Here is a 24,682-nt window from a genome sequence, read left to right as displayed (position 1 = left end):
ATAAATATAATAGTTATTAGGAAGGAGTTAAATAATGCGTTACATTGCATATATATTTGCTTTATTTGCAGGAGTAGCCCTTAGTTTTGAAGGAGCTATTTATGATGAACTAGGTAAAACAACAGGTAACTATAATAGAAGGTTGCTTATGAAATATTGTTAAACTATTTTCTTGAATTAAATGGTGCAGTTGTCTCATTGTCTCTTCTTAAAAAAGAAACTTATTAATTGAATCAAGGGTATCTTAAATTTAAAAAATCCCCTTTAGATATATATCCAAAGGGGATAGCTTCGTAATTTATTTTTATCTGAATTTCAAACTATTGATTACAAATTAGAAGTTGTAATCTCATTTACTGCTAGAATGGCATTCGCAACTTCATCAGGAGTTATTTTAGGATCCATATTTACTAATGTCTCTTTCTTAGAAGTAGCTATTTCTCCAACTTTTACTAAATCATCAAATGATACATCTTCTAAATGCAACTCTTTCAATGTAGTTGGTAGCTCTAGTGCTTTAAAAAGATTCGCATAACGCATAACTTCTGTTTCTGGTACTCCTTCTAGTACTAATTGTACAAGGACACCATAAGCTACCTTTTGTCCATGAGTCATGTGATGGATTTCTCCATCTAATGCGGTAAAGCCATCATGAATTGCATGGGCAGCCGCAACTCCACCGTTTTCAGCTCCAACCCCTGATAGTAACGTATTTGCTTCAATAACTTCTTCTACACTAGGAGTTACAAGCCCTTTTTTTACTGCTTTAAATGCAGCAATTCCGTGTTCAAAGATGACTTCTTCCGCTTTTTGAGCAATAGCTCGTCCAGCAATTGAAGCTATTCCTCCAGCCATTGTAATTGAATTTCGTTTTTGCGACGCTCTAGCTTCAACACTTGTAGCAACCGCATCACCCATTCCTGAAGCAAAAAGATGGACTGGAGCTCCGACAATTACTTGTGGATCAACTAGAACTAAATCAGGGTTTTTATTATAAAATTTGTATCCTTCAAAGGTTCCATCATCTGAGTATACTACAGAAATAGCTGTTGTAGGAGCATCCATAGAGGCTGTAGTAGGAACAATAACTACAGAGATACCTAAATTATCAGCTACTACTTTAGCCGTATCAATTGTTTTTCCACCACCAAGACCAATTACTACGTCTGCTTCATTGTCTTTAGCAATTTTTGTTAGGCGATTAAATTCAGAGTTGGATGATTCCCCTTGAAACTCCTCATAATGATATGAGGTATTAGAAGATTCGAAACTGTTCTCAACAGTACTTCCAACAATTCCCCAAACAGTGCTATCAGCTAAAATAATTGGTTTCTTACCAACTACTTTCACTTCATCACCGATCTTGCTTAAGATACCAGCACCTTGTACATATTTGTTAGTTGCGATAAATACTCTCTTTTGCATGATTATTATCCTCCTAGAGATTTATTATTAATCAAAAATATATTTAATTAAATATATCTGATTTAATTATATTATAACATCGAAAAAATAATTTTCAAAAAAATATGCTTCAAGTATATTTTTGTTCTTTTTTACGATTGCGTATTCACATAACTTTTTAACTATTTGGTGGGGCTTATCAAACTATTAAAAATTCATTTAAATCAATACTTTTACTTTGGAACATGTATTTAAAGTAAATGACAATTAGTAAAAAAGTTAAAACCTATATCTGAGATTATTACTAAATAATTTTAGATACAGGTTTTTTATTGAATCGTTCTTGAACTAAACTGCTAAATTAGCGAAAAAGCGACTGCCCCTTGTTCAGCAATCGCACCATTTAGTGAAATAAGCATTTGTACTTCATAAATATACATTTTCAATTATAATAAGACTTGTTAGTGATTTTTTTGCGAAGGAGTACAAACAATGATAACAGCTTTCTTTACATATTTTTTATTAGGTTTAGTATTATCTCTAACCCCTGGAGCAATGACTGTACAAATGGTTAATCAAGCATTGAGAAAAGGTTTTTTAAGTGGATGGTTTGTAGGATTGGGTGGTATGACAATAGACTTAGCATTAATTACATTGGTTTACTTTGGGTTTTCATATTACTTAGCTCATCCAATGGTTGAACTTATTATGTGGTTCATAGGAAGTATATTTTTATTAGTTATTGGGATTGACAGTTTAAAGGAATCGAAAAATAACGTTGATTTTAGTGGGGCTACCCCAAAAAAATCATTAGCAAAAGCTTACACCTCAGGCTTTTTAATGGCAGTCTCACCAGGAAATATAGTATTTTGGATTGGGGTATTCGGTCCATTACTGGTATCCTCGATTAACGGAGAGAACCAAGAACATTTTATAATAGTAGCACTAGGGATTTTACTTGGAATATTAACCCACGATATAGGATTAATGAGTATTATTCATTTTTCAAGAAGATTTTTAAACCAGACGTTGTTAAAATGGGCTGCGATCGTGGCCGCAATCATTCTATTTGGATTTAGTGTTTATTTTGGATATGAGTTTATAACCCAACTTATTACGTATGTGTAATTTATTCGTAGACATTTTTCCTTTACCATAAGACGCAATTATTAAAATAGGGTGCAAATCCTTACTAAGGATTTGCACCCGTTCGTTCAATTAAAACCTTGAATTTAATAAAAGGCATTTACTATGTAAAATTATTATTCTTCTAAAACAATTTTAACCAATACTTTTTTTATTACCTTTGGAAAAAAATATGCCCCAATGAAAGCAAAAATAAATGCTTGCCCCCAAAACTTAAGCCATGTAGAAAGAAAAAGATTATTGAAACCAAAGTTTATTGAAACTAAAATAAATGAAATAAAGAAACTTAAACTTAAAGACATTAATAAAGCAAATATAACATTTTTATATCTTACATTAATCTTCAATTTTACCCTCCAATAATAACTATTAGCCCTTTTTAGCTTTTATATGGTCTTTGATATAAACCGTCATATTACGAATGGTACAACGGTATATCTATCATGAGCTCGTCTATGGAGACGTTCCTCAATATATATTATGATATCGTAACATAGAAAACCTTATTACACACTAAGGTTTGAAGAAATTCAGGAAATTTTTATTAATAAAAAAAATTGAAATTCGATGATCGCCCTCTTAAACTCTCGTACCATTTAGGTGAAGAAGAAACAGAGACCCTTTGAAACAATCGCGTCCTTTTCTGGAATAACTTTTTATGGTTCACTAATTCCTGCTGCAAGTAAAAGAAAATAAGCAAATACTAATACTGCGCCGTTTAGTATAATTCCTGTAATGATAAACCACAGCTTTTTAGATATAATAGCAAAAATAATTCCAAGTACAGAAAGCACTGTAAACACGCTTATACCCAAAGTTAAGTTAGCATCAGGTCCTTTGTCAATAAAGAAAAATATGATACTTATAGCTGCGGTTAATAATGATAAAACTCCAAATATATTTTTTGCTTTTTTCTTGTTCTAAATTTGCAACCTCCTTTTACAATTTGGCCCGAATGTGGAATAGTCAAATCAAGGTACTTATTCTATCGCACCATTTAACGAAAGAAGCGATTGAGCTTACTGAACAATCGTTCCCTTGAGTTGAATCATTCTCCGCCCAACTGTTTCAATAGATAATCACAAAGCTTTCCATGAATTGATTGTCTCTTTAAATTCATGAGTAAATATCTTAAATTTATTTCTTTATTTGCAAATATACAGTTACAATATTGTTTGAACTCTGAGATACTTGGTAATTCAGTTTTGTATATATCAGAGGTTTCGATTTGATAGGTTTGTAACAACGAATCTAACGATTCATCTTCTTTAATCAACTCGTATAACTGATTAGAACTATCATAAGAATTATCCGTACTTTTGCTTAAACGGTATTTAAAAACCGATAATATTTTCAATAAAGCATTGACTTGTGATTCCTCAAATTCATGGTCCAATGCATACATAAAAAAGGGGAATTTATCACCATTGACCATAAATTTAAGTAATTTAATTTGATATTTTAATTTTATGATTTCTTTTTCAGTATTCATTTCTTCACCTCGTTTATTACATTAACAGAAATCAGAGAGTATTTAACTAGTAGAACGTATATTGGGCAAAAGTAAATTTAATTATATTGCTTTACTGCTTATACGGATAGGTATTTTTAATGTGATTGGAAATGTGATTGGCTTGAATGAAAGAGTCAGTATCACAATCGCAGCAGGAGTTGCCATTGCTACAATCTTGATTGAAGTTTTATACAGTTTGAGAAAGAAGAATAAACAAAACGATTTAAAAGATGAATAAAATGGTACTCTTTTTTCACTTAAATGGTGCTTTAACATACCAAGGAAATCGTCAATACGGCGGTCTTTTAACTAATGGGGCAGGATAGTAAAAAATGATTAGTTCAATAATGTTATCAATGGTAAACAAATAAACAAAGAAGGAAATGGCTAAAATTACTAACTGCTTTGTACTTATATTTAAGGAAAAAATCATATTAACGGTATTTGTAGAGCCAAGCAAAACAAATAAAGACAGTCCGATAAATGCAGATGGAGCTAATGTAAGGATAAAAGATGCTCCAATAGCAGAGAATATTTTTTTCTTTTCAGCTTTGATTTCATTTTTCTCACCATTGTAAATCCATAAAAACAACAAAATAAATGAAATAACAAACACAACTATTACTGGTGTAATTATTATCATATAACACCCCCTGTTATCTCTTCAGGAATAATTATGAGAATACCCAAAAACTTGGCATCCTTATTACACTACCTGCCAATTAGTTCTTTCTCTTCACCAAAATAATAACATAATACTTAACAATTTAATTTCAAATTTCTGAAATTAATAATAAAAGAAAAAGACCATCATTTGATGATCTCGCTTGTTCAACTCTCGCATCACATAGTTTAATAAGAAAATTTGCATATTAACTTCATCGCTTTATCAATACGGTTAAGTCACCCTCAAAAACTTTTTCTTCATTATCATTAAAAGTAGATAACAATACCGTAAGGAGACCCGTTTCATTCTTTAATGCTTTTTTATCAATAACCTCAACAATGATATGTAATTCATCATCAGGATACACTGGCTTTATAAATTTAATATTATTCATTTTTGTTCCAGCAATAACATCCGCACCATACCTACCATCTTCAACCCATAACTTAAATGAAATAGCCAGTGTATGTATTCCAGAAGCAATGATTCCATTAAATCTCCCCTGATTTGCTTTTTCCTCATCCAAATGCATATATTGGGGGTCAAATTCACCTGCAAACCTCACAATATCTTCTTTTGTTAATTTATGTGATTTAGTTTCGAACACATCTCCAATTGTAAATTCATCTAACTTCATACAAAACACCTCTTAATTATTAGTTAACACTAGAACTTAATCTATTTTAACATCTGTTATTAAGAGTTGGTACTAATAATATTTTTTTCTTGTAAACTAACATGCCATTTCCCTCATATTACTTCCCTCGCTAATGCACCAGTTAACCTAAAAAAGTATAAATAGAAACAAAAAAGCTAAATCCAGCTACAAGGAAAGATGTAATAGCATTTGCCTTTCGCTTTTGAAACTCAGTAATCCCAGTAACTAAAAGCATTACCCCTAAGAACAACAAGGCAAAAGGTATGATTACACCACTTGTACCAGTTATTAAGCCATAACCAGATAAACCAACTACAATAATGGCTAAAATAAGTCTGAGTATTTTCAACGACATACCCTCCTAAGATAAAATTCATTTCTACGCAAATTCTTACTTAATCATAAACATTTAACACTATTTATTTGGACGAAAATGGGATATTTCCTTCCTCCACTAACCTGCCATTTAACGCAATAAGAGCTGCCGTATTTGACAGCCCCTTGTTCAGCTATTGCACCCAATTGTTGAATAAGAAAATGCGATTCATTTTAGGAATCGCACTTCTGGTTTGTTTAATTAGATTGTAACTTTCTTAGTATTACTCCGTTTGAAAGCTCCTGCATAGAACTTGGTTAATTCACCAAGGCATATGATGGATCGATACGAATTCCCACACGCCTCTATTACACTACTTAGCTAGATATGTAGCTATATATTCTCTAACGACTTCATATACATATTCTTGATTGGCTGTTGCTGTATTTGAGTTGTATTCGCCACCGTTCGTTTTATTATTGGATAAAATTCGCACCCCTAAAAAAGGGACTTCATACGCTTTGGCAATTTGTGCTGCAGAAGCAGTTTCCATTTCTTCTACAGAAGTACCAAATGTTTCGTGGAACCATTTAATTCTATCCACTTCATTATTCCATACGTCCGCAGAACCGATTGTTCCTTCCACAACTTTACCCTTTGTATATTTATCCTTCACTGCATTAGCAGCTGCTAGTAAATCTTCATCTGCTTCATAGTAACGAATATTCTCAGCGTCTGGATCTTCTCCTGCACTGCCTTCAGATGCCATTAAATCCATAGGAATCCATTCTGTTGGTTCAATTCCTTCATTCTCGCCTCTATTCCCTGTTTTTAGCGCGCCAATGTTTACCGTTCTTTTTCCTAGTACAATATCGAACACATTTAAGCTTGGATCATGCCCACCAGAAGTTCCTTGACTAATGATTGCACTTGGATTATACCGCTCGATAGCCACGGCAGTAGCCGCTGCTGCATTTTCCATTCCTTTACTCGTTTTAACAACGATGACAGGATAATCATCTACTGTTCCAATATAAAAATCATAAATACCAGATGTTTCTTTCTCCACATTTTCTAATCGATCTGCAAATGCTTCTGCTTCAATCGGCATTGGACCTTCAATTAAAATAGGTCTTTGTTCATCATCTGATGTAGTTTCCTCCGAATTTGCAGTAGTATTACAACCTGCCATGACAGTTACTAATACTAGAGAGACAGCCGCCAATAAAGCGTATTTCCATCGACCTTTACTTTGTTTCTGTGCTTTTGAAATATTCATTTTGTTTCCCCCTTGATGTTTGTTCGTTGATAGACAAGTCTTTTGGTCCAAAATAAAAAGGCCTGGAATAAGGTAGATGATTTCTACCTTCCAGACCTAAAGTTGAAGTATATACGTGTAACAACACAAAACATTGAACGAATGAAAAACCGAACATTACACACTTCAACTCGTAGTCTAGTTCTTTTAACGGGAACCAGGTAGAGACACTCAGACCATATTACCGAGTATATACGAGTAATATTTATTTGTTATCAACATGTTTGTAATATACCAAACAAACTCTAGTAAATCAACAGTTTTTCTAATATTATTTTTTGAAGTTTTTTTGGAGTAAATTGTATTTAAATATAAAAAATGCATTCACCCCTTTTTTTAGGAGAATCATTTATGACGAACGATTGTAATTAATTTTTCCATAAACGTTCGGCTTTAACAATGATGACTCCACAAGAATTACTTAGTAAATACCGTGGAGAAAATCTAAAATAGCAGGTGAAATATCATACTAAAACACACTATATTTAGGACTATAAATAACAGTAAAAATAACAAACAAAAATGCTTGGACTTTTAATGCTCAAGCGTTATATATTTTTTCTTGTAAAACTAAAGCACCAGTTAACACAAGATATTAGTGATATCTAAACCAAACAAACCATCCGTTTTCCTTACTTTTTGATAAAAAGATTTGACCTTCTAACGCACTAGCACTTTTTCCTTCCCATTTAGGAAAATACAATCTTACTAACCACGATTTATCAGCAACTGCTTCACCACAAAAGTTTTTTGCCATTTCATAATAAACCTCATCATTTTCTTGTCCAACTGTTTTCGGAAAAGGGAGAGCAGTTATTACATCCCACTCAGAAAACAGTTCTCCATACTCACCTTTTTCGTAAGTATTAGGAACAATTATCTTGAGTGCATTTAATAGTTCATTCTTATCTTTAATAGATGTTTCCTCTAATTGTTTTATTTTCGGGCATTCTACATCTGGTTGTGCGTAATTATGGCTTGGTACAAAGGTAATAAAAGTGATGAGCATTGCTATAACACCTAATTTTTTCATTATATTCACCTCTGTACTAATATCCCAACAACCTCTTTGCTTATTCAACAATCCTGCCAAATAGCACAAGAAGCGATTGCTCTTATTGTGCTATCGCACCAGTTAATGAAATAACAGAGTAGTTTCTATTAGCTATCTTAGTTTAAATAAAAAGAATAGACAATATAGCCAGAACTCCAATTAAGATATGGAAAGTCGTTGGCTCAAGATAATAAAGGCAATGGAGGAAGCAATCTTACATTTGAGCAGCAAATTAAAAAATTTGGAGAAAAACAAACGAATAAAGTTCCTAAAGACTACACACCAGAAGAAGCAATGGAGAATGGTGATATTACTCCACCTAACATTACTCCAAAGCAACGTGAAAAAATCAATCAATTTAAGGAGAATGTCAAGAATGATAATCCTGATTTTATTCGATTTGTACAATTTTCACGGACTGAAGATCCAATAATCACTGAATTCCAATTTAACGGTGAGCTTATATACTATCGTTGGGATAGTACAAGAGACGAAAGTAAAAGACATATTAAAAGAAATATGGACACGGGTGAACGATTTAGCGTACATGAAGATTATTGTAAGGAGATTGTAAACAATCCAAAAATGCCGTATATCACAGACTGTTATAAGTATGAAAGTTATGAGTTTTAATGTATTCCATTCCTAATTTAAATCTACGAGAAAAGAAGACCACCGTAGCTGTTATATTTAAGTTAAGTGAAATAGTTGATATTACAGGAACCACACATTTTAGATGTTTCTAATATGTGTGGTCTTTATTCAATTTCTTGTTTCACTACTGCACCAGTTACTTCACGTACTGTATTACTAAAAGATAAAAGAATTAAAGTTTAATTTTCATATCTGTTTCGTTATATTCTAAGATTTCTATACTATCCGTTAGTTGTATGTTATTGTACTTTACTAAAGAAAAAACCCGTTTTGATCAATCTTTTATTCAAAGCATATTTCTTCTTGAGTAAGTAATTATAGTTTTAAGATGTCAAAGTAAACGAAAGGCAGTATATTTGAAGAGTGGTGTTTAACTTGTATTCCGCAATCGGTCCAGATTTGCGGAAGATCCGCGATGCATATTTCTTTAGTAAAAGAGAAAATGATATAGGTTAGGAAGAATGTTTTATAGTTAACTAAAAGGTTGAATATAAATGAAAAACCTGCTATTTCTAACCACATGGTTAACCAATTTGAAGAGAACTTAAATGAAATTTTCCATGCTTTAGCTGACTCAACAAGAAGAGAAATCGTACATTTGATTGCTCAAAAAGAAAGGACAGTTTCAGAGTTAGCAGAGCCTTTCGATATATCTTTACCAGCTATTTCTAAACATATAAAGGTTCTTTAACGAGCAAATTTAGTGGAGAGGAATGTAAGGGGAAGAACGCATATATGCAGATTAAACGCAGCGTCATTGTCTCAAGCTTCTGAATGGCTCCGTTTTTATGAGAAGTTTTAGAGTAATCGTTTTGATCTTCTTGAGAAAGAGTTATTAAAGGCACAAAAGAAAGAACATTAAATTACATAAAGGAGTTTTAAGATGAACAACTATTCAACAACCACTTTAACAATGATAAGAAATTTTGATGTAGCACCGGAAAGAGTTTTTGATGCATGGTTAAACTCAGAAATGATGAGGAAATGGTTTTTCACATTGGAAGGGACGAATAAGGTGGCAACAAATAATCCTCAAATAGGCGGTACTTGGGAAATTGTTGACCATCGCGAAGGTAAAGATTACCGTGCGATTGGGGAGTACCTTGAAATTGATCCTCCGGAGAAAATCGTGTTCACGTTTAAGATGCCAGAATTGACGCCAGAAGAATTCAGCGAATTAGAAGATGCGATTACAGTTGAGCTAAAAGAACTCGAGCAAGGCTGTGAGATGACGTTCACACAATTGATCCATGTTATTCATGAAGAGAATTGGACAGCGTCCGATATCGAAAAAGCTCATAGCGAATGGCATGATAGTACGGAACAAGGCTGGTATTATATGTTTATGGGGCTTAAGGAGTTATTGGAGACAGGGGAAATTAGCTATAAAGGGTAAAAATCGTTTTGGAGTTTCGTGGTAACTAAATCTACCTAAATAATAGGAAGACATTAATAATACCCTGTTAATGCCAAGTAACTGGTGCGATAATCAAGTAGAAGGAAAAGTTAAGAACTCTTCGCCCCTCTCACACCACCGTACGTACGGTTCTGTATATGGGGTTCAATTTATATTTCAGTGTGTACTTTTAGATAGCGATCTAAGGCAAAGAGAATAGACCCTTTGCCTTAGGCGTTTATTGGATAAAGCTCTTTAAACCTATAAATTGTTCGGCCCTTCATGGTTTTTATCATTACTATGGCTTCGGCTAACTTCTCACAATAAACCTTTTTCGACCAGCTCTCTTATAGGGAACTTCTCAACTGTCCGTAAGACCTTCCAGGGTAAGACAACTATCTTCCCTCTTTTACTCGCCTGATTTACTCTATCCGATTACGTACATCTTTTAAACTTTGACTTGTAATGGAGCTTTATCTACCTACAGAGCCTTGATATCAGATTTCCGTTCGTCGACCCAAGATTTTGATACACGCTTCCTTCAGTTCTTACCTCGCGATAAGAGCCTTGCGCTTGTTTAGCGGTTAGTTGATGTGTACCCCATCGTGTACTTTCACCCCCGAGATAGTCGGCATGCCTCGCACATTAAAAAGAACCCATCCTGAATTAAATTCAAAATGGATTCCCTCACATTTAATATTATTGTGCTGTATACCCACCATCAACGATGATGCTGTTTCCAGTCATGAAGGAGGAATCATCACTAGCCATAAATAATACAGCTTTTGCAATTTCTTCCGATTTACCTAGACGTTTCATTGGTGTTGCATTTGTCAGGAATTCTCTATCTGTTTCACCTAAGATTGGTGTTTCGATAAATCCAGGACATAGTGCATTTACACGGATATTGCGTTCTGCAAACTCTAAACCAAGCGAACGGGATAAGTTAATGACACCAGCTTTGGCTGCGTTGTATGCTGCACTGCCAGGCGATCCAACCCTCAAAAATAGTTGCCAGTCCCCCACGGCTTTACAGTATTAAAGCGATGGGGACTGGCAACTGATTACTTTATATTTTACCAATAGGGTAGATGCGTTATTTTAACCGTCTATGTTTTTTTACTCTGTTGCTTCACGTTTCTCAGCTAAATCAACTTCAAGCTGTTTGGTGCGCTTTTTGTTCAACGGATAAATAAATACTAGGATGAAGAAGACGGTAAGGTAGATGATTCCAGGTACTAGTGTTGCTACAGTATAGATCCCGTCCTTTACTTCCTGTGTTTGCGTTGTAACTGAAGTATATCCGACAAATGTAAGTGCAAATCCTGTAAGACCACCAGCAAATGCCTGTCCCATTTTTCGTGCGAATGAATAAATAGCATATATCGTTCCATCTTCTCGGGACCCAGTAATATATTCTTGATAGTCAATGGCGTCTGTAACAAAGGCCCAAATAATCAAATTAAACAACCCAAACCCAATAAGACCTATAAAGTTGACTACGAAGAATACAGTTAAGGAAATACTTGGTATAAAATACAAAGTAAGATATGCACTTCCCGCAAGAAGCATACCGAATGAAGCAACTTCTTTCTTACCAAAACGCTTAACTAGTGGTGTTAATGTTGGCATAGAACCCATAACAGCAATAGTTTGGAGAAGCGAAAATATACTTAGCGCAGTTGCATTTCCGAAATAATCTTTAAACAAATAAACGTTTATGGACGTTACAAGCATCTGTGTCATCAAAAATAGAAGTGATGCTATTAAGATGGTAATTAATGGAGTATTCTTCACAAGACCTTTAGCTGTTTTTGCAAAGCTAAGTGTTTCACCCGGCTCTTTATCTGGTATTTGAATTCGTTCGGTACTTAATTTTACACAACCCATATAACAAGCTATTGCAAGAATACTAAAGAGCGCTGCTGCCATAAACATTCGACTTGCAGACAGTTCATTATTCACGAAAACAAACAGTGGTGCACCAGCACTGATGACTAAGGTCGCTAACGTTGCTCCCATAGTTCTCCACCCAGATAAGGATGTACGATCTGTAGAGTCACTAGAGATTACGGCTGCCATAGAACCATACGGAATATTAACAGACGTATATAACATCCCCCATAAAATATACGTTACATAAGCATATGCAAGATAAAAGCCCTCAGACATACCTGGAATAGGTAGAAACATTAAAGCACTTGAAATGACAAGCGGGAAAGACATTCTGAAAATCCAAGGTAGGAATTTCCCTTTTGACGTAGTCTTTCTGGAGTCGATAAAACGTCCCCATAATATATCGGTTACAGCATCCCACATACGTGCAACCAAGAATAACGTACCAACCGCTGCGGCACTAATCCCGAAGATATCGGTATAAAACACCATTAGGAATGTACTTACTAGAATGAAAGAGAAATCGTTTCCAAAGTCCCCCAATAAATAGCCAAATTTATCTCGCATACCAAATGGACGAACTGGCTTCTTATTATTTTCTATTGGTTCATATGCTTCTATCGCTTTTTCCATTATAAACACTCCATTATTATATATGAGATTTTTAATATTTCCCCCAAATTAACAATTCATTTAGCGCCTTTTTAAATGAATAACAAAATAATAGAATCACTATATATACCGCTCCACTATTTTTCACCTATATAACGCTTTCATGGAAGATCATAAATATAAAGAATAATCTTTTCTATTTAGTTTGTTGGTATAACAAACTAAATATCTATGACTCATATTATAAGAAAACGTTTTTTTATGCAAGCGTTTTTTTAGACGAATGGAAAAATTGGTGCCTGTCCCCCACCATTTTGCAGTATGGCGGACAGGCACCTGATTACATTTAAATGACATTAAAATTGACCAATAAAATGGCATATAAAGCTGTGTAATTTATTCACTCCGTTTTTTCAACTAAAAAGCATCCATCCTGAACTAAATTCAAAATGGATTCCCTCACATTATATATATTATTGTGCTGTATACCCACCATCAACGATGATGCTGTTTCCAGTCATGAAGGAGGAATCATCACTAGCCATAAATAATACAGCTTTTGCAATTTCTTCCGATTTACCTAGACGTTTCATTGGTGTTGCATTTGTTAGGAATTTTCGATCTGTTTCACCTAAGATTGGTGTTTCGATAAATCCAGGACATAATGCATTTACACGGATATTGCGTTCTGCAAACTCTAAACCAAGCGAACGGGATAAGTTAATGACACCAGCTTTGGCTGCATTGTATGCTGCACTGCCAGGCGATCCAACCCAACCGTACATCGAAGCTGTATTAACAATAACACCGCCACCAGATTTCAAGAATTCTTTGATTGCAGCTTGTGCAACTAGAAATACACCATCTAAGTCAACTTCTACGGTTTTTCTCCATTCTGCATATGTTAATTCTTCCGTAGGTTTTACAGATCCGATACCAGCATTGTTAAATAGAATATCAACTTTTCCGAATGTTGATAATGCTGTATCATAAATATTCTTAACATCTGCCTCATTCGTTACATCCGCTTTTACGAAAACCGCTTCTGCACCTTCAGATTCCAACTCCGCTTTAAAAGAAGCACCTTTTTCTTCATTAAAATCCGCTAAAACTAATTTTGCCCCTTCAGCTGCGAATAAACGCGCTGTTGCTGCACCAATACCAGATACTCCACCAGTTATGACAGCTACTTTATCTTGTAATTTACCCATTGTTAATCCTCCTTTTTAAATATGTAACATCTAAATTTAAAAGAACATTCCATCTCTAACAATATTCCCTAAAGAAGATACCCAAAACATTTATAAAAGGAACAAACGATTAATCGGTTTAAGCTACTCCATCCTTCGACTATTGTCCTCTTGTAGATAATCTTAACTAAAGTAAGCACGTCTATTTACGGTTAATTGCCTAAAAATTTTTCCGAACAATCAGCGAAAAGTTATTCATACTCCCTACTGTCGCTTACTATCCTTATTACTTTTTAATCTATTCTTCCCATTAGCAGCAATAATCAAAAGGATGCAAAGGCGGTTTAGCAGGAGATATCCATTTCGGTGTAAATTTAGTGTCCCGCCAATGCCAGGCACCTAATGCTGCTGCACAGGCATCTATTGAATGACTTTGATCTGCAACTGCTTCTGGTATTCCAATAAGCTGTTGTTGCTCCAGCCAATTTAGGAGAACCTTTCTCACTTCCACGTCTTGTTTATAGGCTAAGACATGACTCATTTCTACTGAAGACAATCTTGAACCAATCACTGCGCCCGGATGCACTTCCACGATTGAAATTGGATGTAAGGATGCTTGTGTTGTTATTTCTCTGCTGAGTTTGATACCTCTTAATGTTAAATATACCATTCGATTTAATGTGGGAGGCATGATCGATCCGGATTTCATTCCGTTTTGGACAATAAACTTTCGCAGGTTCCGATCCGATTCCCTATCTCCTCCCCCATCTTCATAAGACAAAGGGGCGTCGATACCGATGACGACTTCATCTCCTTGAGATTGTACGGAAACTACTTCTAAAATATCTTTATCACTCACATTACTCATACTCTTAATAAATCTCAAGTTGCCATTTTGAACTTCGAATATCGCAAGTACCGTATCTTTGTGGTTACTCGGTCCCGATAAATCAATCCCTATGACTATCATCCAATCCTCCTTTCATTTTATTAAACTGCCTAAGTTAAAGCACAAAGTTTAATCCTTAATCCTCTTTCATCATAACAAGGAGGGACGTCACCAACAACTACTTTGCTCAATATTTCACAAAGTATTCATTTTTACGTAGGCTATGCTAAAAAGATTGGTGCCTGTCCCCCACCGCTTTACAGTATTAAAGCGATGGGATACGTACCTGATTACACAAGCAGCGCCACCTCTCCCAATATTTTGACCAAAAATAGCGAACAGTGCCAGGCACTGTTCGCTACATCTTAAATGTGGTGGGATTGATCAATTGGTCCGGGACAAGGAACCTGTCCCCACGGTCCACGTTTAATGATCATGACTTTCGTTATCATCTTTCGGCAGTTCCATTGGTACCTCTGATTCGGTTCCAGGTTCGACAAGTAAGAATTGACCCATCATTCCCTCATCTTCGTGCTTTAATAGATGGCAGTGGTACATAAGCGGGTACTCCGTATCGGAATGGTCTCCGAATTCTACTACGATTCTTACACTTGCGCCGCGGGGGACGAACACGGTATCTTTCCTTCCCCTTTCATACTCTTTTGGTTCATTACCATCTACATCCAATACTCGAAATGCGGCATCGTGTATATGAAAATTATGCTCAGGTCCAAAATTGTGAATTTCCCATATTTCTGTCGTACCTGCTGGAACTACCTCATCAATTCGGTTCATATCCATTTTTTTGCCGTTTATATCATTCTCCATGGTTAGATTGAATTGACGGACCTTCGCATCCTTTGGTACTTCAATAGGTGGTACAGTAGAGAGTTCACTACTTATTGGGGATGATTCTGTTAATTCAGAAGCAGCAACAATTTTCAATAAATCAAATTCCCCACTTTCAATCCCAGCACTACCGCTATAACTACGAAGGATCGTTTCGTCTCCCGGCTCAAATTGAACGACAATCTCTGCACGTTCCCCTGGACTTAACATGAAACTATCTAATGTTACTGGCTCATTCAGAAGGCCAGCATCATTTGCTACGAGCTCGAAAGACCGCCCATCCGTAAAGCCGAAATTATAGGCTCTAGCATTGGAACCATTAAGCAGGCGGAAACGAACCTGACTAGCTGTCACTTCAAGGAATGGGTCATGTGTTCCATTTACTAGTATTTCATCACCAAGTGTTCCATAGGATGAATCGTTATTATCGGAAAGCTGTCTATCACTCGTAAACAATTTATCTTGCACGATGAGTGGGATATCATCTACACCGTAATTAGAAGGTAATTTCTTGGAATCCTCATCATCGATAATGAACATCCCTGCAAGTCCCCGATACACATGCTGACCCGTTTTACCATGTAGGTGTGGATGGTACCAAGTAGTCGCAGCCGGCTGATCAATAGTCCAATGAGGTGACCATGTCTCCCCCGCTTCAATCATCTGATGTGGACCACCATCCATAACGGCAGGCAACTTCATTCCATGCCAATGTAGGGTTGATGTCTCTCCCAACTTATTCTCAACATCAATGGAAACATTATCACCCCGCGCGACCCTAATGGTTGGGCCAAGATAAGAACCATTGATTCCCCATGTATCTGTTATTTTTCCAGGTAAAAACTCTGTCGTACCCGGCTCCATGGTTAAGTCAAAATGTTTCGTACCATCGGATTCAATCGTCGGTTCTATAAGTTCTGGTATTTTTAAGGCTTGTTCAAACTGCAACTCACCAACATTCGTTACTATTTCGGCACTACTAGAACATCCGGCCAATCCAATAAATAGTAATATAATAAGTATTATTCTATGATGTAATTTCAATTTCTTTCTTAACTTCCCCTCTATTATATATAACTTTCTAAAACTCCTATACTACTATCTTAACGTATTATCTCGATTGATTACCATTACATAATAAGGAAAATGTGAAATTCCTGTTAATAATAGAAAATAGAATTGCAATACATGTAACTGAAATAGATGGATCAATAAAGATACCTTGATAGCGGGAACGAAGGTAACTTACGATGATTGGGAGGAAGTGGATACTCATTTCATAATGAATGGTACATTTATGAACAGTCTAGTCTACATTACTTATAACCTCATTTACTTATGGAAAAGTTCACCGTGGGGATTAAAGAGGCAAAAAATGAGCACGAGAACTATTATTCTCCATGCTCACTCCTAATCACTTAGCGCAGTAGGGGAATACGCTTATAATAGTTTTAATACATCGAGAGCGTGATATGTTTAACGCTTCATTGAGTAAAACTGACGATGGAGCCTGCGAACTTGCTCCGCTAATTCAGGAACAGGACCATCTACTGTCGTATCACGAATAACATCTTGAATGGGCAGATTCCGAACGCGCGATGGTGGACCTCCCATTTCACCTAACCATTGAGACAACTGTTCAGACGAACTTGCATAAACGATCCGACCTAAACCGACCCAACCGTGGGCCGCTGCACACATCGGGCAATGTTCGCCTGACGTATATACCGTTGCCTTGCTTCTATCTTCTAATGTCATGTTATTGGCTGCCCATCGCGCTATAGCAAATTCCGGATGTTGGGTATGGTCACCACCCGCAACGTGGTTATGGTCTTCTATAAGCACTTCTCCATCGGCTGAGACAAGTACTGAACCAAACGGCTCATCACCTTTTTCTAGCGCATTTTTTGCTAATTCAACACAACGTTGCAGGTGCTTCAAATCTGAATCACTTATCATCATTGAATCCTCCTCGTCGTTTTTTTATTTCTACATCCTTACATAAACATCATCCTAAAAATCAGTTTCAATATAAATGGCTCCAATCATCACAAAACTGCTGATTAGAACCATTTTATTATCGAACATTTCAACCAAGTTAATTGTTTGCCTCAGGTTTACTTCCGTTCCTATTCAACATCAGATGTATTTACTTTTACACCTTGTTCTTCAAACACTTTTTGTGCAACTTTTAAAGCATTCAAAACACTTGGGAATCCAGTATACGGGATGAGGTGTATGATGCAACCTACAATCTCTTCTGGTTTTAAACCAACGCTAAGCCCAGTTTTGATATGCATCTCGATCTGTGGTTTTCCTTGAGCAACAAGGGCTGTAATGGTTGTAAGCACTTTTTGCTTGTTATCCAATCCTGGTCGTGAATAAATGTCTCCAAAAGCAAATTCAACAACATATTTGCTTAGATCAGGTGCAATATCTTTAAATGCTTCACCAATGTCCATAAAGCCAGTTGGATTTTCATCACCTGATGATGTAAGTTCTTGTATTTTGTCTATCCCTTGTTGATAACGATCTTTCGTCATTTTGAAATCCTCCTTGATTTAATTACTCATTATTTTATTCCAACCATAACATGTAAGGCTTTTCTAAAATGTCGGTAAATGGGAATAATTTAATTATTTTAATAAAATCCACACTATGTAATATTCAATTTTCTCACAATAATAGTATAAAGCCCTTATAAATAAAAGTAAAATGAATCGGGTAAGTCCCACTTCGCTATCGCTTTAACGTGGTCGGGAACTGCCCCTATTTCTGTGTAGAAAATCGATGATCTCCTGTAAAATTAACTCATTTTCTTCATCAGTGTTTTTTAGGACATTGATGAGTCTAAGATTATTTCAATTTTCTTGATAGTTTCTTTATAAATTGTTTAAATAGTTATATCCAATTGAGTAAAGATTCGCTACTTTATTAAATATCGTATCTTTTTTACAAACATCATGACTTTTTCAAATCCACCATAGCTAACGACGAGTTTAGCCTGTATAAGCATATTTACCATTATAATCATTCATTAATTTTCTTAAATTTTTGTAAATATTCGGTAAATCATATCACTTTTTGTATTCCCTTAGTTATACTGAAATTGGTTTAACAATTACATCTTGTCACGGACAAGTGAAAGGGGAAGGTATAGTGTTTAATTTTGAAAGGAACCAACATCTTTTACGTAAACTAAAAGGGGTCAGTGCCGTTGTTTTACTTGTAACTGTGCTAGTTACCCTTATACCGTCTGGGGATGTCCTAGCTAACAGTGCAGAAAAGCCCAAAATTGAATTTGGACTTGTTCCAGATGCACAATATTGTGATTGTGAGGTGAATGGCACACGCTATTACCGGAATTCGGTGGACAAGCTAATTGAAGCAGCCCAAACGTTCAATGAGCGGGATATCGATTTTACTGTACAAACCGGGGACCTTATCGATCGAGATGCATCCAGTTTTTCAACCATGCTTCCCATTTACAATATGATTGAGGGTCCAAAATATCATGTCCTTGGTAACCACGACTTTCCTATGACAACGGATGAAATAGTAAATATCCTTGATATGCCGAACCAGTATTACGATTTTAAACACAAAAATTGGCGTTTTGTCGTACTTGATACCAACGATTTAAGCCTTTATGCAAACCCAGAGGGATCTGAAAAATACCAGCAAGCTGAGGCTATGTATGATCACTTAGTAGAAGATGGTGCAATTAACGGACAAACTTGGAACGGCGGTGTTAGCAATGAGCAATTATTATGGTTGCGGGAGGTACTTAATAAGGCTGAAAAAGCAAATGAAAAAGTAGTGGTATTTGGACATAAACCCGTATACCCTGAAAATAATCATAACGTTTGGAATGATGAAGAAGTGGTAAAAGAGTTAGAAGCAGCAGGAAATGTTGTTGCCTATTTTAATGGCCATAATCACGCTGGAAATTATGCTATGAAAAAAGGAATTCATTACGTAACTTTGCAAGGAATGGTGGAGACGGAAAACACTAACTCTTACTCCATTGTCCAGGTTTACAAGGATCGCTTAGAAATAGACGGCTATGGCCGAGAGCAAGATCGTGTGTTAAATATTCAACAATAAAGGAATAGAATCTCGTTCATTATGGCCCCAAAATACGGTTCCTCTAACGCAAAATCACGTTTCTGCTTTTTTAGTGATACTCATTAGGGGAAGAGCAAATCCTTTGGACGGTGTATCCAAATTTTTCATACTGCCTGATTGATCTAAACAGAGAATGATAGGACCCTGTCCTAACGCTTCCTTTCCCCAGGTATGGTTAATACTGGTATTTTAAAAGATGTGGACGATGACATGTTAAAAGTATACTCTGAAGCAATTCCGATGGGGAGAAGTGGAGAACCTTCAGAACTTGCAAATGTCGCTTTTTTCTTAGCATCAGATGAAGCATCTTATGTGACTGGACAAACTTACATTGTTCACGGTGGAAAAGATACCATTTAATCCTTTACAAGTTCATATATGAATAAAACCCATAAAATTGGTCATTTCTAAGATGTAACAATTTTAGAGGTTTTATTATTGAAATGCAGCTTAGTTAGAATACGACTTGGCGATAAAGTGCATGAAATTTCTTAGTAAAACAGAATTCAAAAGGGCTTGCTCGAGTTGATGATTATTATCAAAAGTAATCAAAGGAATTCTTATTATAACTTTGTAATTGAGAATATTGAAGCTGCCATGCACATTTTAAAAATAATAGCATAGTCACTACCAAATCGAAAATGATCGTATCAGTTCCAAGTGAGAACTGCATCACTCCCTTTAACCTCTTGATAAATCATTTCAAAATACAACATTTTACAAAAACAGACAAAAAAATTGACTATTTATGAATTCTATATAATAATGAATACTGAATTAAAATTATTATAAACAAGTTATAGGAGGATATTTAAAATGCCATTAATTGGAAAACAAGTAGAACAATTTACAGCAAATGCATTCAGAAATGGAGATTTTATTGAGGTTTCAGAGGAAGATTTAAAAGGACAATGGAGTATTGTTTGCTTCTATCCTGCAGACTTTACATTCGTATGCCCAACTGAACTTGAAGACCTTCAAAATGAATATCCACAATTACAAGACCTTGGTGTAGAAGTATTCTCAGTTTCAACAGATACTCATTTCACCCATAAAGCTTGGCATGATCACTCAGAAGCAATTGGTAAAATCACTTATACAATGATTGGTGACCCTTCACATAAAATTTCTCGTATGTTTGATGTATTAGTTGAAGAAGAAGGACGCGCTGATCGCGGTACTTTCATTATCGATCCAGACGGTGTTATTCAAGCGGTGGAAATCAACGCTGAAGGAATTGGTCGTGACGCAACAACACTAATCGACAAGATTAAAGCTGCACAATATGTACGCAATAACCCTGGCGAAGTCTGCCCAGCTAAATGGAAAGAAGGAGAAGAAACACTTAAGCCTAGTCTTGATTTAGTAGGTAAAATCTAAGGAGAGATAAATCATGTTGGATAAAGAGATAAAACAACAATTAGAGCAATATCTCGAACTTTTGGAAGACTATATAATACTAAAAGTTAGCACCGGTTCCGATAAAGTGTCTAAAGAGATGCTAGAACTCGTTGACGAATTAGCAACCATCTCTTCTAAAATTAAAGTAGAGCATACAGAGCTCGAAAGAACACCAAGTTTTAGTGTGAATCGCATTGGGGAAGACACTGGTATTACGTTCGCAGGCGTTCCATTAGGTCATGAATTTACTTCTCTCGTGCTGGCATTGCTTCAAGTAAGTGGCCGTGCACCAAAAGAGGATGAAAGTGTAATCGACCGGATTAAAAATGTGGAAGGCGAATATCATTTTGAAACATATGTTAGTCTAAGCTGCCACAACTGTCCTGTTGTTGTACAAGCATTGAACATTTTGAGTGTGTTAAACCCGAATATATCCCATACGATGATCGAGGGTGGTACATTCAAAGATGAAGTAGATGCGAAAAATATCATGGGTGTGCCTACTGTTTTCTTAAATGGAGAAGAGTTCGGCGGTGGTCGTATGGAACTAGAAGAAATTCTTGCTAAGTTAGGCAGCGAAGTGGATGCTTCTGAATTTGAAGATAAAGAACCATTCGATGTTCTTGTTGTAGGCGGCGGTCCAGCTGGTGCCAGTGCTGCAATCTATGCTGCACGTAAAGGGATCCGCACTGGAATTGTAGCCGAACGTTTCGGTGGACAAATTCTGGATACAGCAACGATTGAGAACTTTATCAGCGTCAAAGAAACAGATGGTACGAAGCTTGCAGCATCACTTGAAGAACATGTGAAAGACTATGACGTTGAGGTTATGAACCTTCAAACCGTTAAAAACGTGGAGAAGAAAGATGACTTCATTGAAGTTGAATTAGAGAATGGAGCCGTACTTAAGAGTAAAACAGCTATTCTCTCAACTGGAGCTAAGTGGCGTAATATAGGCGTACCTGGTGAAAAAGAATTTGAAACAAAAGGCGTTGCTTACTGCCCGCACTGTGATGGTCCGTTGTTTGAAGGAAAAGATGTAGCTGTTATTGGCGGTGGAAACTCTGGTATTGAAGCTGCAATTGATCTTGCAGGTGTTGTAAAACATGTTACTGTATTAGAATTTCTCCCAGAACTAAAAGCGGACTCTGTATTACAGGATAGACTTAACAGCTTACCAAATGTAACAGTGATTAAGAATGCTGCTACAAAAGAAATTACTGGTAATGATACTGTAAATGGAATATCTTATGTAGATCGTGAAACAGAGGAAGAACACCATATTGAACTGGAAGGTGTATTCGTTCAAATTGGACTTGTACCTAGCACAGCATTCCTTCAAAATAGTGGGATAGAGCTTAATAAATATGGTCAGATTGTTGCAGACAAAACAGGTGCTACGAATGTGCCTGGTATATTTGCAGCAGGTGATTGTACAGATAGTGTTTATAAACAAATCATTATTTCAATGGGATCAGGTGCAACTGCTGCTTTAGGTGCGTTTGATTATATGATTCGTAATTAAATATTTTGTAAAAGCCGGTAACCACCTTTTTGGTAGTTAACCGGCTTTTTACTGCATGTCTTTGGTTAGCCTCGGATAAATTTAATGGATTTGGGGTCAGTCCCTCGCCAAACCTGCAAGCATCGGAATTCTTAAGCCTCCACCAGAGCTCCCCCCTACAATCCTCTACATTGCTGCTTTGCTTTCTGCCACGCCATTTCATCGCCTGTACCACAAAACTTCATTTATTCTATTAGTTATATACTCTATTAATAAAGTTCTTATGTATCCTAAAGGGATGCCTATGGATAGTGACAGAAATGGAATGGTAACACATTGATGCAGTAATTATATATAAGTAGAAAAATACCTCGATCCAGCAATACAGAACAAAGGTATGAAGCATTTATTTTGTTGACAGCTGCTGATCCAGCCATACTCGAAAGTCACGGTGATTTTCCTGCGAAATCGTATGTCCCTCTGGATATGCATGATAGCTGACAGTAGCGCCTAATTTGCTGAAATAGTCGCGATTAGCTTCACCCCACGCAAGAGGAAACACTTGATCCTCTTCACCATGAGAAATAAATATTTGCAGATCGCTTGCAGGCTTAATGGGATACGCTTCTCTCACAAACGCTGGGACATAGCCGCTAAAGGCCATTACCCCCTTAACCTTACTGCCCAGTGTTAATCGAAGAACCATGGAAAGAATGGCCCCTTGGCTGAAACCGCCTAGGAATACCTTTTCAGGGTCGATAGCATAAGTGCTTAAAGCATTGTCAATAAATGCTTCCAGCTTCTGAACTGTATCATCAAATACAGCACGGTGTGGTTTGCCAAATCCCTCGATAGTGAAGTAAGCAAAACCAGGTGGCTGTTCCAATGACCCGCGAATCCCAAATATGTAAGCATTCTTCTCGAGCCCGCTTACAAGCGTAATAATATCCTGTTCATTGCTGCCCATACCATGCATCAGGAATATGGCAGGATAGGTTTTTTCTGGTTGTTCTGTTTCTGGTTTGCGCATTTCGTGAATAAAAGACGTTGTCATTTGTATCATCCTTTTTGTTTTTAGGTTATGGAGGTGTTAATAAACAGTTGAATCACGTGGGTCTAATGGGACATGAACTTGTCCTTGTTGTCCTGTCAGCGTATCAATTCTTTTTTTGTTAGTCCTTCCATGCTTCAAATGAAAACGGAATTCCAACCATTTTAGCAGTAATCTCATCGTATGATACTAAATCTTTTTTGACAACTCTTTTAAAGAGCTTTTTCCCATTGCTCTCAAACCCATTTTCATTTCTTCTACACTTGCCGTTAAGAATTTCTCAGCTGATTTTACGCCGTCTTCGATTTTAAATTGAACCTTGTATTTACCTTCATTCCAAACAGCCTGTGTAGGTGGTTCAAATGGAAGTGCGTTTAGTGATTGAGTGTGTGAAACGGCAAATAATATGGCAGATCCCACATAAACAGCACCAACCAAAAAGCATAAATAAAAAAAAGCAAATAATATAGAAATCATTGCAAATGCCAAATAAAATACAATGTCTGACATATACGTATCTCTATTGTTCCTATAAAAGGAATATTATGTTATACAAGGAAATAATAATAATTTCACAGGGCAAACTATCGGGTAAAATCATTACATTCTTTTCTCACATTAAGTATGAAAGAAAGGAATTATTGCCACAGATATAATGAGGGATATTGCCCACTGCCCCTGGTCATTGCTTTTAAATAATTTTTTTATGCGCCAAAGTTGGAGATACTTTTTATTTACGCACTGGCCTATTCCACCTGAAAGACTACGACCGCATATCCCTTCTTCCTTAGAAATTGAAACTTATAACAGATTTGCTTGTTTGGGGGTAGTTGTATTCGTGATGGAGGAATATACCTTCGTGGATTGTCATCTCTATCAGTAACCCCTGTATTTCAAGACTATTAATAACTTCTTCATTATTTTCTTTCTTTTACCCTACTTCTTTTATGGTCGATTCTTCTCCCCTAAAATGATAATAGTTATCTTAAATGATATAATTGATCACAAGATTAATTATATTGCGAGGAGCAAAATA

The 24,682-nt window shown here is 36.0% G+C and carries 27 protein-coding genes, 2 pseudogenes and 1 riboswitch; of the genes and pseudogenes, 11 read left to right on the top strand and 18 right to left on the bottom strand.

The genetic code is table 11. From position 1 onward, the window contains the following. Nucleotides 1-34 precede the first annotated feature (34 nt). The gene (locus tag BV906_RS20090) at nucleotides 35-163 is read left to right on the top strand and encodes a hypothetical protein (protein WP_281254164.1); all 129 of its coding nucleotides are present in this window, start codon (nucleotides 35-37) and stop codon (nucleotides 161-163) included. 164 nt (nucleotides 164-327) lie between these two features. Here the strand turns inward: BV906_RS20090 and BV906_RS17960 are convergent, their stop codons facing one another. Beyond that, a complete protein-coding gene (locus BV906_RS17960; RefSeq protein ID WP_087974997.1) occupies nucleotides 328-1,425 on the bottom strand; it encodes a glycerol dehydrogenase in 1,098 nt (365 codons plus the stop codon). 471 nt (nucleotides 1,426-1,896) lie between these two features. Between BV906_RS17960 and BV906_RS17955 the strand changes: the two genes are divergently transcribed. Next, entirely contained in the window at nucleotides 1,897-2,532 is a 636-nt protein-coding gene (locus BV906_RS17955) for a LysE family translocator (protein WP_087974996.1), read from the top strand. A gap of 134 nt (nucleotides 2,533-2,666) precedes the next feature. Here BV906_RS17955 and BV906_RS17950 read toward each other — a convergent pair whose 3' ends face one another. From BV906_RS17950 to BV906_RS17940, 3 genes are all read right to left on the bottom strand, one after another. Beyond that, the gene (locus tag BV906_RS17950) at nucleotides 2,667-2,897 is read right to left on the bottom strand and encodes a DUF2798 domain-containing protein (protein ID WP_087974995.1); all 231 of its coding nucleotides are present in this window, start codon (nucleotides 2,895-2,897) and stop codon (nucleotides 2,667-2,669) included. 309 nt (nucleotides 2,898-3,206) lie between these two features. Then, nucleotides 3,207-3,449, bottom strand: coding sequence for a hypothetical protein (locus tag BV906_RS17945; RefSeq protein ID WP_087974994.1), 243 nt, complete (start codon nucleotides 3,447-3,449; stop codon nucleotides 3,207-3,209). 149 nt (nucleotides 3,450-3,598) lie between these two features. After that, complete coding sequence (locus BV906_RS17940; RefSeq protein ID WP_087974993.1) at nucleotides 3,599-4,042, bottom strand: DUF1878 domain-containing protein; 444 nt, start codon at nucleotides 4,040-4,042, stop codon at nucleotides 3,599-3,601. Nucleotides 4,043-4,103: 61 nt separating this feature from the next. On the opposite strand from BV906_RS17940, the gene BV906_RS17935 reads away from it, so the two are divergent. After that, nucleotides 4,104-4,301 (top strand): hypothetical protein, encoded by a 198-nt coding sequence (locus BV906_RS17935; protein WP_087974992.1) that lies wholly within the window; start codon nucleotides 4,104-4,106, stop codon nucleotides 4,299-4,301. Between the two features lie 51 nt (nucleotides 4,302-4,352). Here BV906_RS17935 and BV906_RS17930 read toward each other — a convergent pair whose 3' ends face one another. The 5 genes from BV906_RS17930 to BV906_RS17910 form a co-directional block, all read right to left on the bottom strand. Continuing rightward, entirely contained in the window at nucleotides 4,353-4,706 is a 354-nt protein-coding gene (locus tag BV906_RS17930) for a hypothetical protein (RefSeq protein ID WP_087974991.1), read from the bottom strand. Between the two features lie 235 nt (nucleotides 4,707-4,941). Beyond that, the gene (locus tag BV906_RS17925) at nucleotides 4,942-5,367 is read right to left on the bottom strand and encodes a MaoC family dehydratase (protein ID WP_087974990.1); all 426 of its coding nucleotides are present in this window, start codon (nucleotides 5,365-5,367) and stop codon (nucleotides 4,942-4,944) included. 142 nt (nucleotides 5,368-5,509) lie between these two features. Next, the gene (locus BV906_RS17920) at nucleotides 5,510-5,737 is read right to left on the bottom strand and encodes a DUF3953 domain-containing protein (RefSeq protein ID WP_087974989.1); all 228 of its coding nucleotides are present in this window, start codon (nucleotides 5,735-5,737) and stop codon (nucleotides 5,510-5,512) included. Nucleotides 5,738-6,077: 340 nt separating this feature from the next. Next, nucleotides 6,078-6,896 carry a 5'-methylthioadenosine/S-adenosylhomocysteine nucleosidase gene (locus tag BV906_RS17915; RefSeq protein ID WP_245844298.1) on the bottom strand — a complete coding sequence of 273 codons (819 nt, stop codon included), beginning with the start codon at nucleotides 6,894-6,896 and terminating at the stop codon, nucleotides 6,078-6,080. Nucleotides 6,897-7,136: 240 nt separating this feature from the next. Then, a riboswitch (purine riboswitch) is annotated at nucleotides 7,137-7,240 on the bottom strand. Between the two features lie 377 nt (nucleotides 7,241-7,617). Beyond that, the gene (locus tag BV906_RS17910) at nucleotides 7,618-8,055 is read right to left on the bottom strand and encodes a hypothetical protein (protein ID WP_087974987.1); all 438 of its coding nucleotides are present in this window, start codon (nucleotides 8,053-8,055) and stop codon (nucleotides 7,618-7,620) included. Nucleotides 8,056-8,253: 198 nt separating this feature from the next. Here BV906_RS17910 and BV906_RS17905 point away from each other — a divergent pair, with 198 nt between their 5' ends. The 3 genes from BV906_RS17905 to BV906_RS17895 all read left to right on the top strand — a co-directional run bounded on the left by BV906_RS17905 (nucleotide 8,254) and on the right by BV906_RS17895 (nucleotide 10,126). Beyond that, complete coding sequence (locus tag BV906_RS17905; RefSeq protein ID WP_087974986.1) at nucleotides 8,254-8,709, top strand: DUF4362 domain-containing protein; 456 nt, start codon at nucleotides 8,254-8,256, stop codon at nucleotides 8,707-8,709. 505 nt (nucleotides 8,710-9,214) lie between these two features. Further along, nucleotides 9,215-9,421 (top strand): ArsR/SmtB family transcription factor, encoded by a 207-nt coding sequence (locus BV906_RS19955; RefSeq protein WP_245844288.1) that lies wholly within the window; start codon nucleotides 9,215-9,217, stop codon nucleotides 9,419-9,421. A 192-nt stretch (nucleotides 9,422-9,613) separates the two neighbouring features. Continuing rightward, nucleotides 9,614-10,126 (top strand): SRPBCC family protein, encoded by a 513-nt coding sequence (locus BV906_RS17895; RefSeq protein WP_087974985.1) that lies wholly within the window; start codon nucleotides 9,614-9,616, stop codon nucleotides 10,124-10,126. Between the two features lie 699 nt (nucleotides 10,127-10,825). Here the strand turns inward: BV906_RS17895 and BV906_RS17890 are convergent. The 7 genes and pseudogenes from BV906_RS17890 to BV906_RS17860 form a co-directional block, all read right to left on the bottom strand. Next, nucleotides 10,826-11,125, bottom strand: a pseudogene (locus BV906_RS17890) (SDR family NAD(P)-dependent oxidoreductase); the annotation flags it as partial. A 120-nt stretch (nucleotides 11,126-11,245) separates the two neighbouring features. Next, nucleotides 11,246-12,655 carry an MFS transporter gene (locus tag BV906_RS17885; protein ID WP_087974984.1) on the bottom strand — a complete coding sequence of 470 codons (1,410 nt, stop codon included), beginning with the start codon at nucleotides 12,653-12,655 and terminating at the stop codon, nucleotides 11,246-11,248. A 452-nt stretch (nucleotides 12,656-13,107) separates the two neighbouring features. Beyond that, a complete protein-coding gene (locus BV906_RS17880; RefSeq protein ID WP_087974983.1) occupies nucleotides 13,108-13,845 on the bottom strand; it encodes an SDR family NAD(P)-dependent oxidoreductase in 738 nt (245 codons plus the stop codon). Nucleotides 13,846-14,134: 289 nt separating this feature from the next. Beyond that, nucleotides 14,135-14,794 (bottom strand): DUF429 domain-containing protein, encoded by a 660-nt coding sequence (locus BV906_RS17875; RefSeq protein ID WP_087974982.1) that lies wholly within the window; start codon nucleotides 14,792-14,794, stop codon nucleotides 14,135-14,137. A gap of 345 nt (nucleotides 14,795-15,139) precedes the next feature. Beyond that, nucleotides 15,140-16,606, bottom strand: a complete 1,467-nt coding sequence (locus BV906_RS17870) for a multicopper oxidase family protein (protein WP_087974981.1) — start codon at nucleotides 16,604-16,606, stop codon at nucleotides 15,140-15,142. Between the two features lie 432 nt (nucleotides 16,607-17,038). After that, nucleotides 17,039-17,521, bottom strand: a complete 483-nt coding sequence (locus tag BV906_RS17865; protein ID WP_087974980.1) for a nucleoside deaminase — start codon at nucleotides 17,519-17,521, stop codon at nucleotides 17,039-17,041. Between the two features lie 170 nt (nucleotides 17,522-17,691). Then, complete coding sequence (locus BV906_RS17860) at nucleotides 17,692-18,105, bottom strand: carboxymuconolactone decarboxylase family protein (RefSeq protein WP_087974979.1); 414 nt, start codon at nucleotides 18,103-18,105, stop codon at nucleotides 17,692-17,694. Between the two features lie 616 nt (nucleotides 18,106-18,721). Between BV906_RS17860 and BV906_RS17855 the strand changes: the two genes are divergently transcribed. The 4 genes from BV906_RS17855 (at nucleotide 18,722) to ahpF (ending at nucleotide 22,616) form a co-directional block, all read left to right on the top strand. After that, a complete protein-coding gene (locus BV906_RS17855; protein ID WP_176330408.1) occupies nucleotides 18,722-19,669 on the top strand; it encodes a metallophosphoesterase in 948 nt (315 codons plus the stop codon). Nucleotides 19,670-19,861: 192 nt separating this feature from the next. Next, complete coding sequence (locus BV906_RS17850) at nucleotides 19,862-20,050, top strand: SDR family oxidoreductase (protein WP_087974977.1); 189 nt, start codon at nucleotides 19,862-19,864, stop codon at nucleotides 20,048-20,050. A 456-nt stretch (nucleotides 20,051-20,506) separates the two neighbouring features. Further along, a complete protein-coding gene (gene ahpC / locus BV906_RS17845; RefSeq protein WP_087974976.1) occupies nucleotides 20,507-21,070 on the top strand; it encodes an alkyl hydroperoxide reductase subunit C in 564 nt (187 codons plus the stop codon). 10 nt (nucleotides 21,071-21,080) lie between these two features. Beyond that, nucleotides 21,081-22,616 carry an alkyl hydroperoxide reductase subunit F gene (gene ahpF, locus BV906_RS17840; RefSeq protein WP_087974975.1) on the top strand — a complete coding sequence of 512 codons (1,536 nt, stop codon included), beginning with the start codon at nucleotides 21,081-21,083 and terminating at the stop codon, nucleotides 22,614-22,616. Between the two features lie 385 nt (nucleotides 22,617-23,001). On the opposite strand, the gene BV906_RS17835 is transcribed toward ahpF, so the two are convergent. Together BV906_RS17835 and BV906_RS17830 are read right to left on the bottom strand one after the other, a co-directional pair. After that, nucleotides 23,002-23,649 carry an alpha/beta hydrolase gene (locus tag BV906_RS17835; RefSeq protein WP_087974974.1) on the bottom strand — a complete coding sequence of 216 codons (648 nt, stop codon included), beginning with the start codon at nucleotides 23,647-23,649 and terminating at the stop codon, nucleotides 23,002-23,004. A 118-nt stretch (nucleotides 23,650-23,767) separates the two neighbouring features. Beyond that, nucleotides 23,768-24,075, bottom strand: a pseudogene (locus tag BV906_RS17830) (FMN-binding glutamate synthase family protein); the annotation flags it as partial. Nucleotides 24,076-24,301: 226 nt separating this feature from the next. On the opposite strand from BV906_RS17830, the gene BV906_RS17825 reads away from it, so the two are divergent. Then, nucleotides 24,302-24,529, top strand: a complete 228-nt coding sequence (locus BV906_RS17825; protein ID WP_342744420.1) for a DUF2071 domain-containing protein — start codon at nucleotides 24,302-24,304, stop codon at nucleotides 24,527-24,529. Nucleotides 24,530-24,682: the final 153 nt, after the last annotated feature.

The organism is Oceanobacillus rekensis (assembly GCF_002153375.1).
GTDB classification, from domain to species: Bacteria; Bacillota; Bacilli; order Bacillales; family Amphibacillaceae; genus Oceanobacillus; species Oceanobacillus rekensis.
Note: the sequence above shows the minus strand (reverse complement) of the source record. Positions and strands in the feature narration are given on the sequence as shown.

Bases quoted from the DNA above. Each gene is read 5' to 3' on its own strand.
- BV906_RS20090 (WP_281254164.1), top strand. From the start codon at position 35: ATGCGTTACATTGCATATATATTTGCTTTATTTGCAGGAGTAGCCCTT.
- BV906_RS17960 (WP_087974997.1), bottom strand. From the start codon at position 1,425: ATGCAAAAGAGAGTATTTATCGCAACTAACAAATATGTACAAGGTGCT.
- BV906_RS17955 (WP_087974996.1), top strand. From the start codon at position 1,897: ATGATAACAGCTTTCTTTACATATTTTTTATTAGGTTTAGTATTATCT.
- BV906_RS17940 (WP_087974993.1), bottom strand. From the start codon at position 4,042: ATGAATACTGAAAAAGAAATCATAAAATTAAAATATCAAATTAAATTA.
- BV906_RS17930 (WP_087974991.1), bottom strand. From the start codon at position 4,706: ATGATAATAATTACACCAGTAATAGTTGTGTTTGTTATTTCATTTATT.
- BV906_RS17925 (WP_087974990.1), bottom strand. From the start codon at position 5,367: ATGAAGTTAGATGAATTTACAATTGGAGATGTGTTCGAAACTAAATCA.
- BV906_RS17915 (WP_245844298.1), bottom strand. From the start codon at position 6,896: ATGGCAGGTTGTAATACTACTGCAAATTCGGAGGAAACTACATCAGAT.
- BV906_RS17910 (WP_087974987.1), bottom strand. From the start codon at position 8,055: ATGAAAAAATTAGGTGTTATAGCAATGCTCATCACTTTTATTACCTTT.
- BV906_RS17895 (WP_087974985.1), top strand. From the start codon at position 9,614: ATGAACAACTATTCAACAACCACTTTAACAATGATAAGAAATTTTGAT.
- BV906_RS17885 (WP_087974984.1), bottom strand. From the start codon at position 12,655: ATGGAAAAAGCGATAGAAGCATATGAACCAATAGAAAATAATAAGAAG.
- BV906_RS17880 (WP_087974983.1), bottom strand. From the start codon at position 13,845: ATGGGTAAATTACAAGATAAAGTAGCTGTCATAACTGGTGGAGTATCT.
- BV906_RS17875 (WP_087974982.1), bottom strand. From the start codon at position 14,794: ATGATAGTCATAGGGATTGATTTATCGGGACCGAGTAACCACAAAGAT.
- BV906_RS17865 (WP_087974980.1), bottom strand. From the start codon at position 17,521: ATGATAAGTGATTCAGATTTGAAGCACCTGCAACGTTGTGTTGAATTA.
- BV906_RS17860 (WP_087974979.1), bottom strand. From the start codon at position 18,105: ATGACGAAAGATCGTTATCAACAAGGGATAGACAAAATACAAGAACTT.
- BV906_RS17850 (WP_087974977.1), top strand. From the start codon at position 19,862: ATGGTTAATACTGGTATTTTAAAAGATGTGGACGATGACATGTTAAAA.
- ahpC (WP_087974976.1), top strand. From the start codon at position 20,507: ATGCCATTAATTGGAAAACAAGTAGAACAATTTACAGCAAATGCATTC.
- BV906_RS17835 (WP_087974974.1), bottom strand. From the start codon at position 23,649: ATGACAACGTCTTTTATTCACGAAATGCGCAAACCAGAAACAGAACAA.
- BV906_RS17825 (WP_342744420.1), top strand. From the start codon at position 24,302: ATGAGGGATATTGCCCACTGCCCCTGGTCATTGCTTTTAAATAATTTT.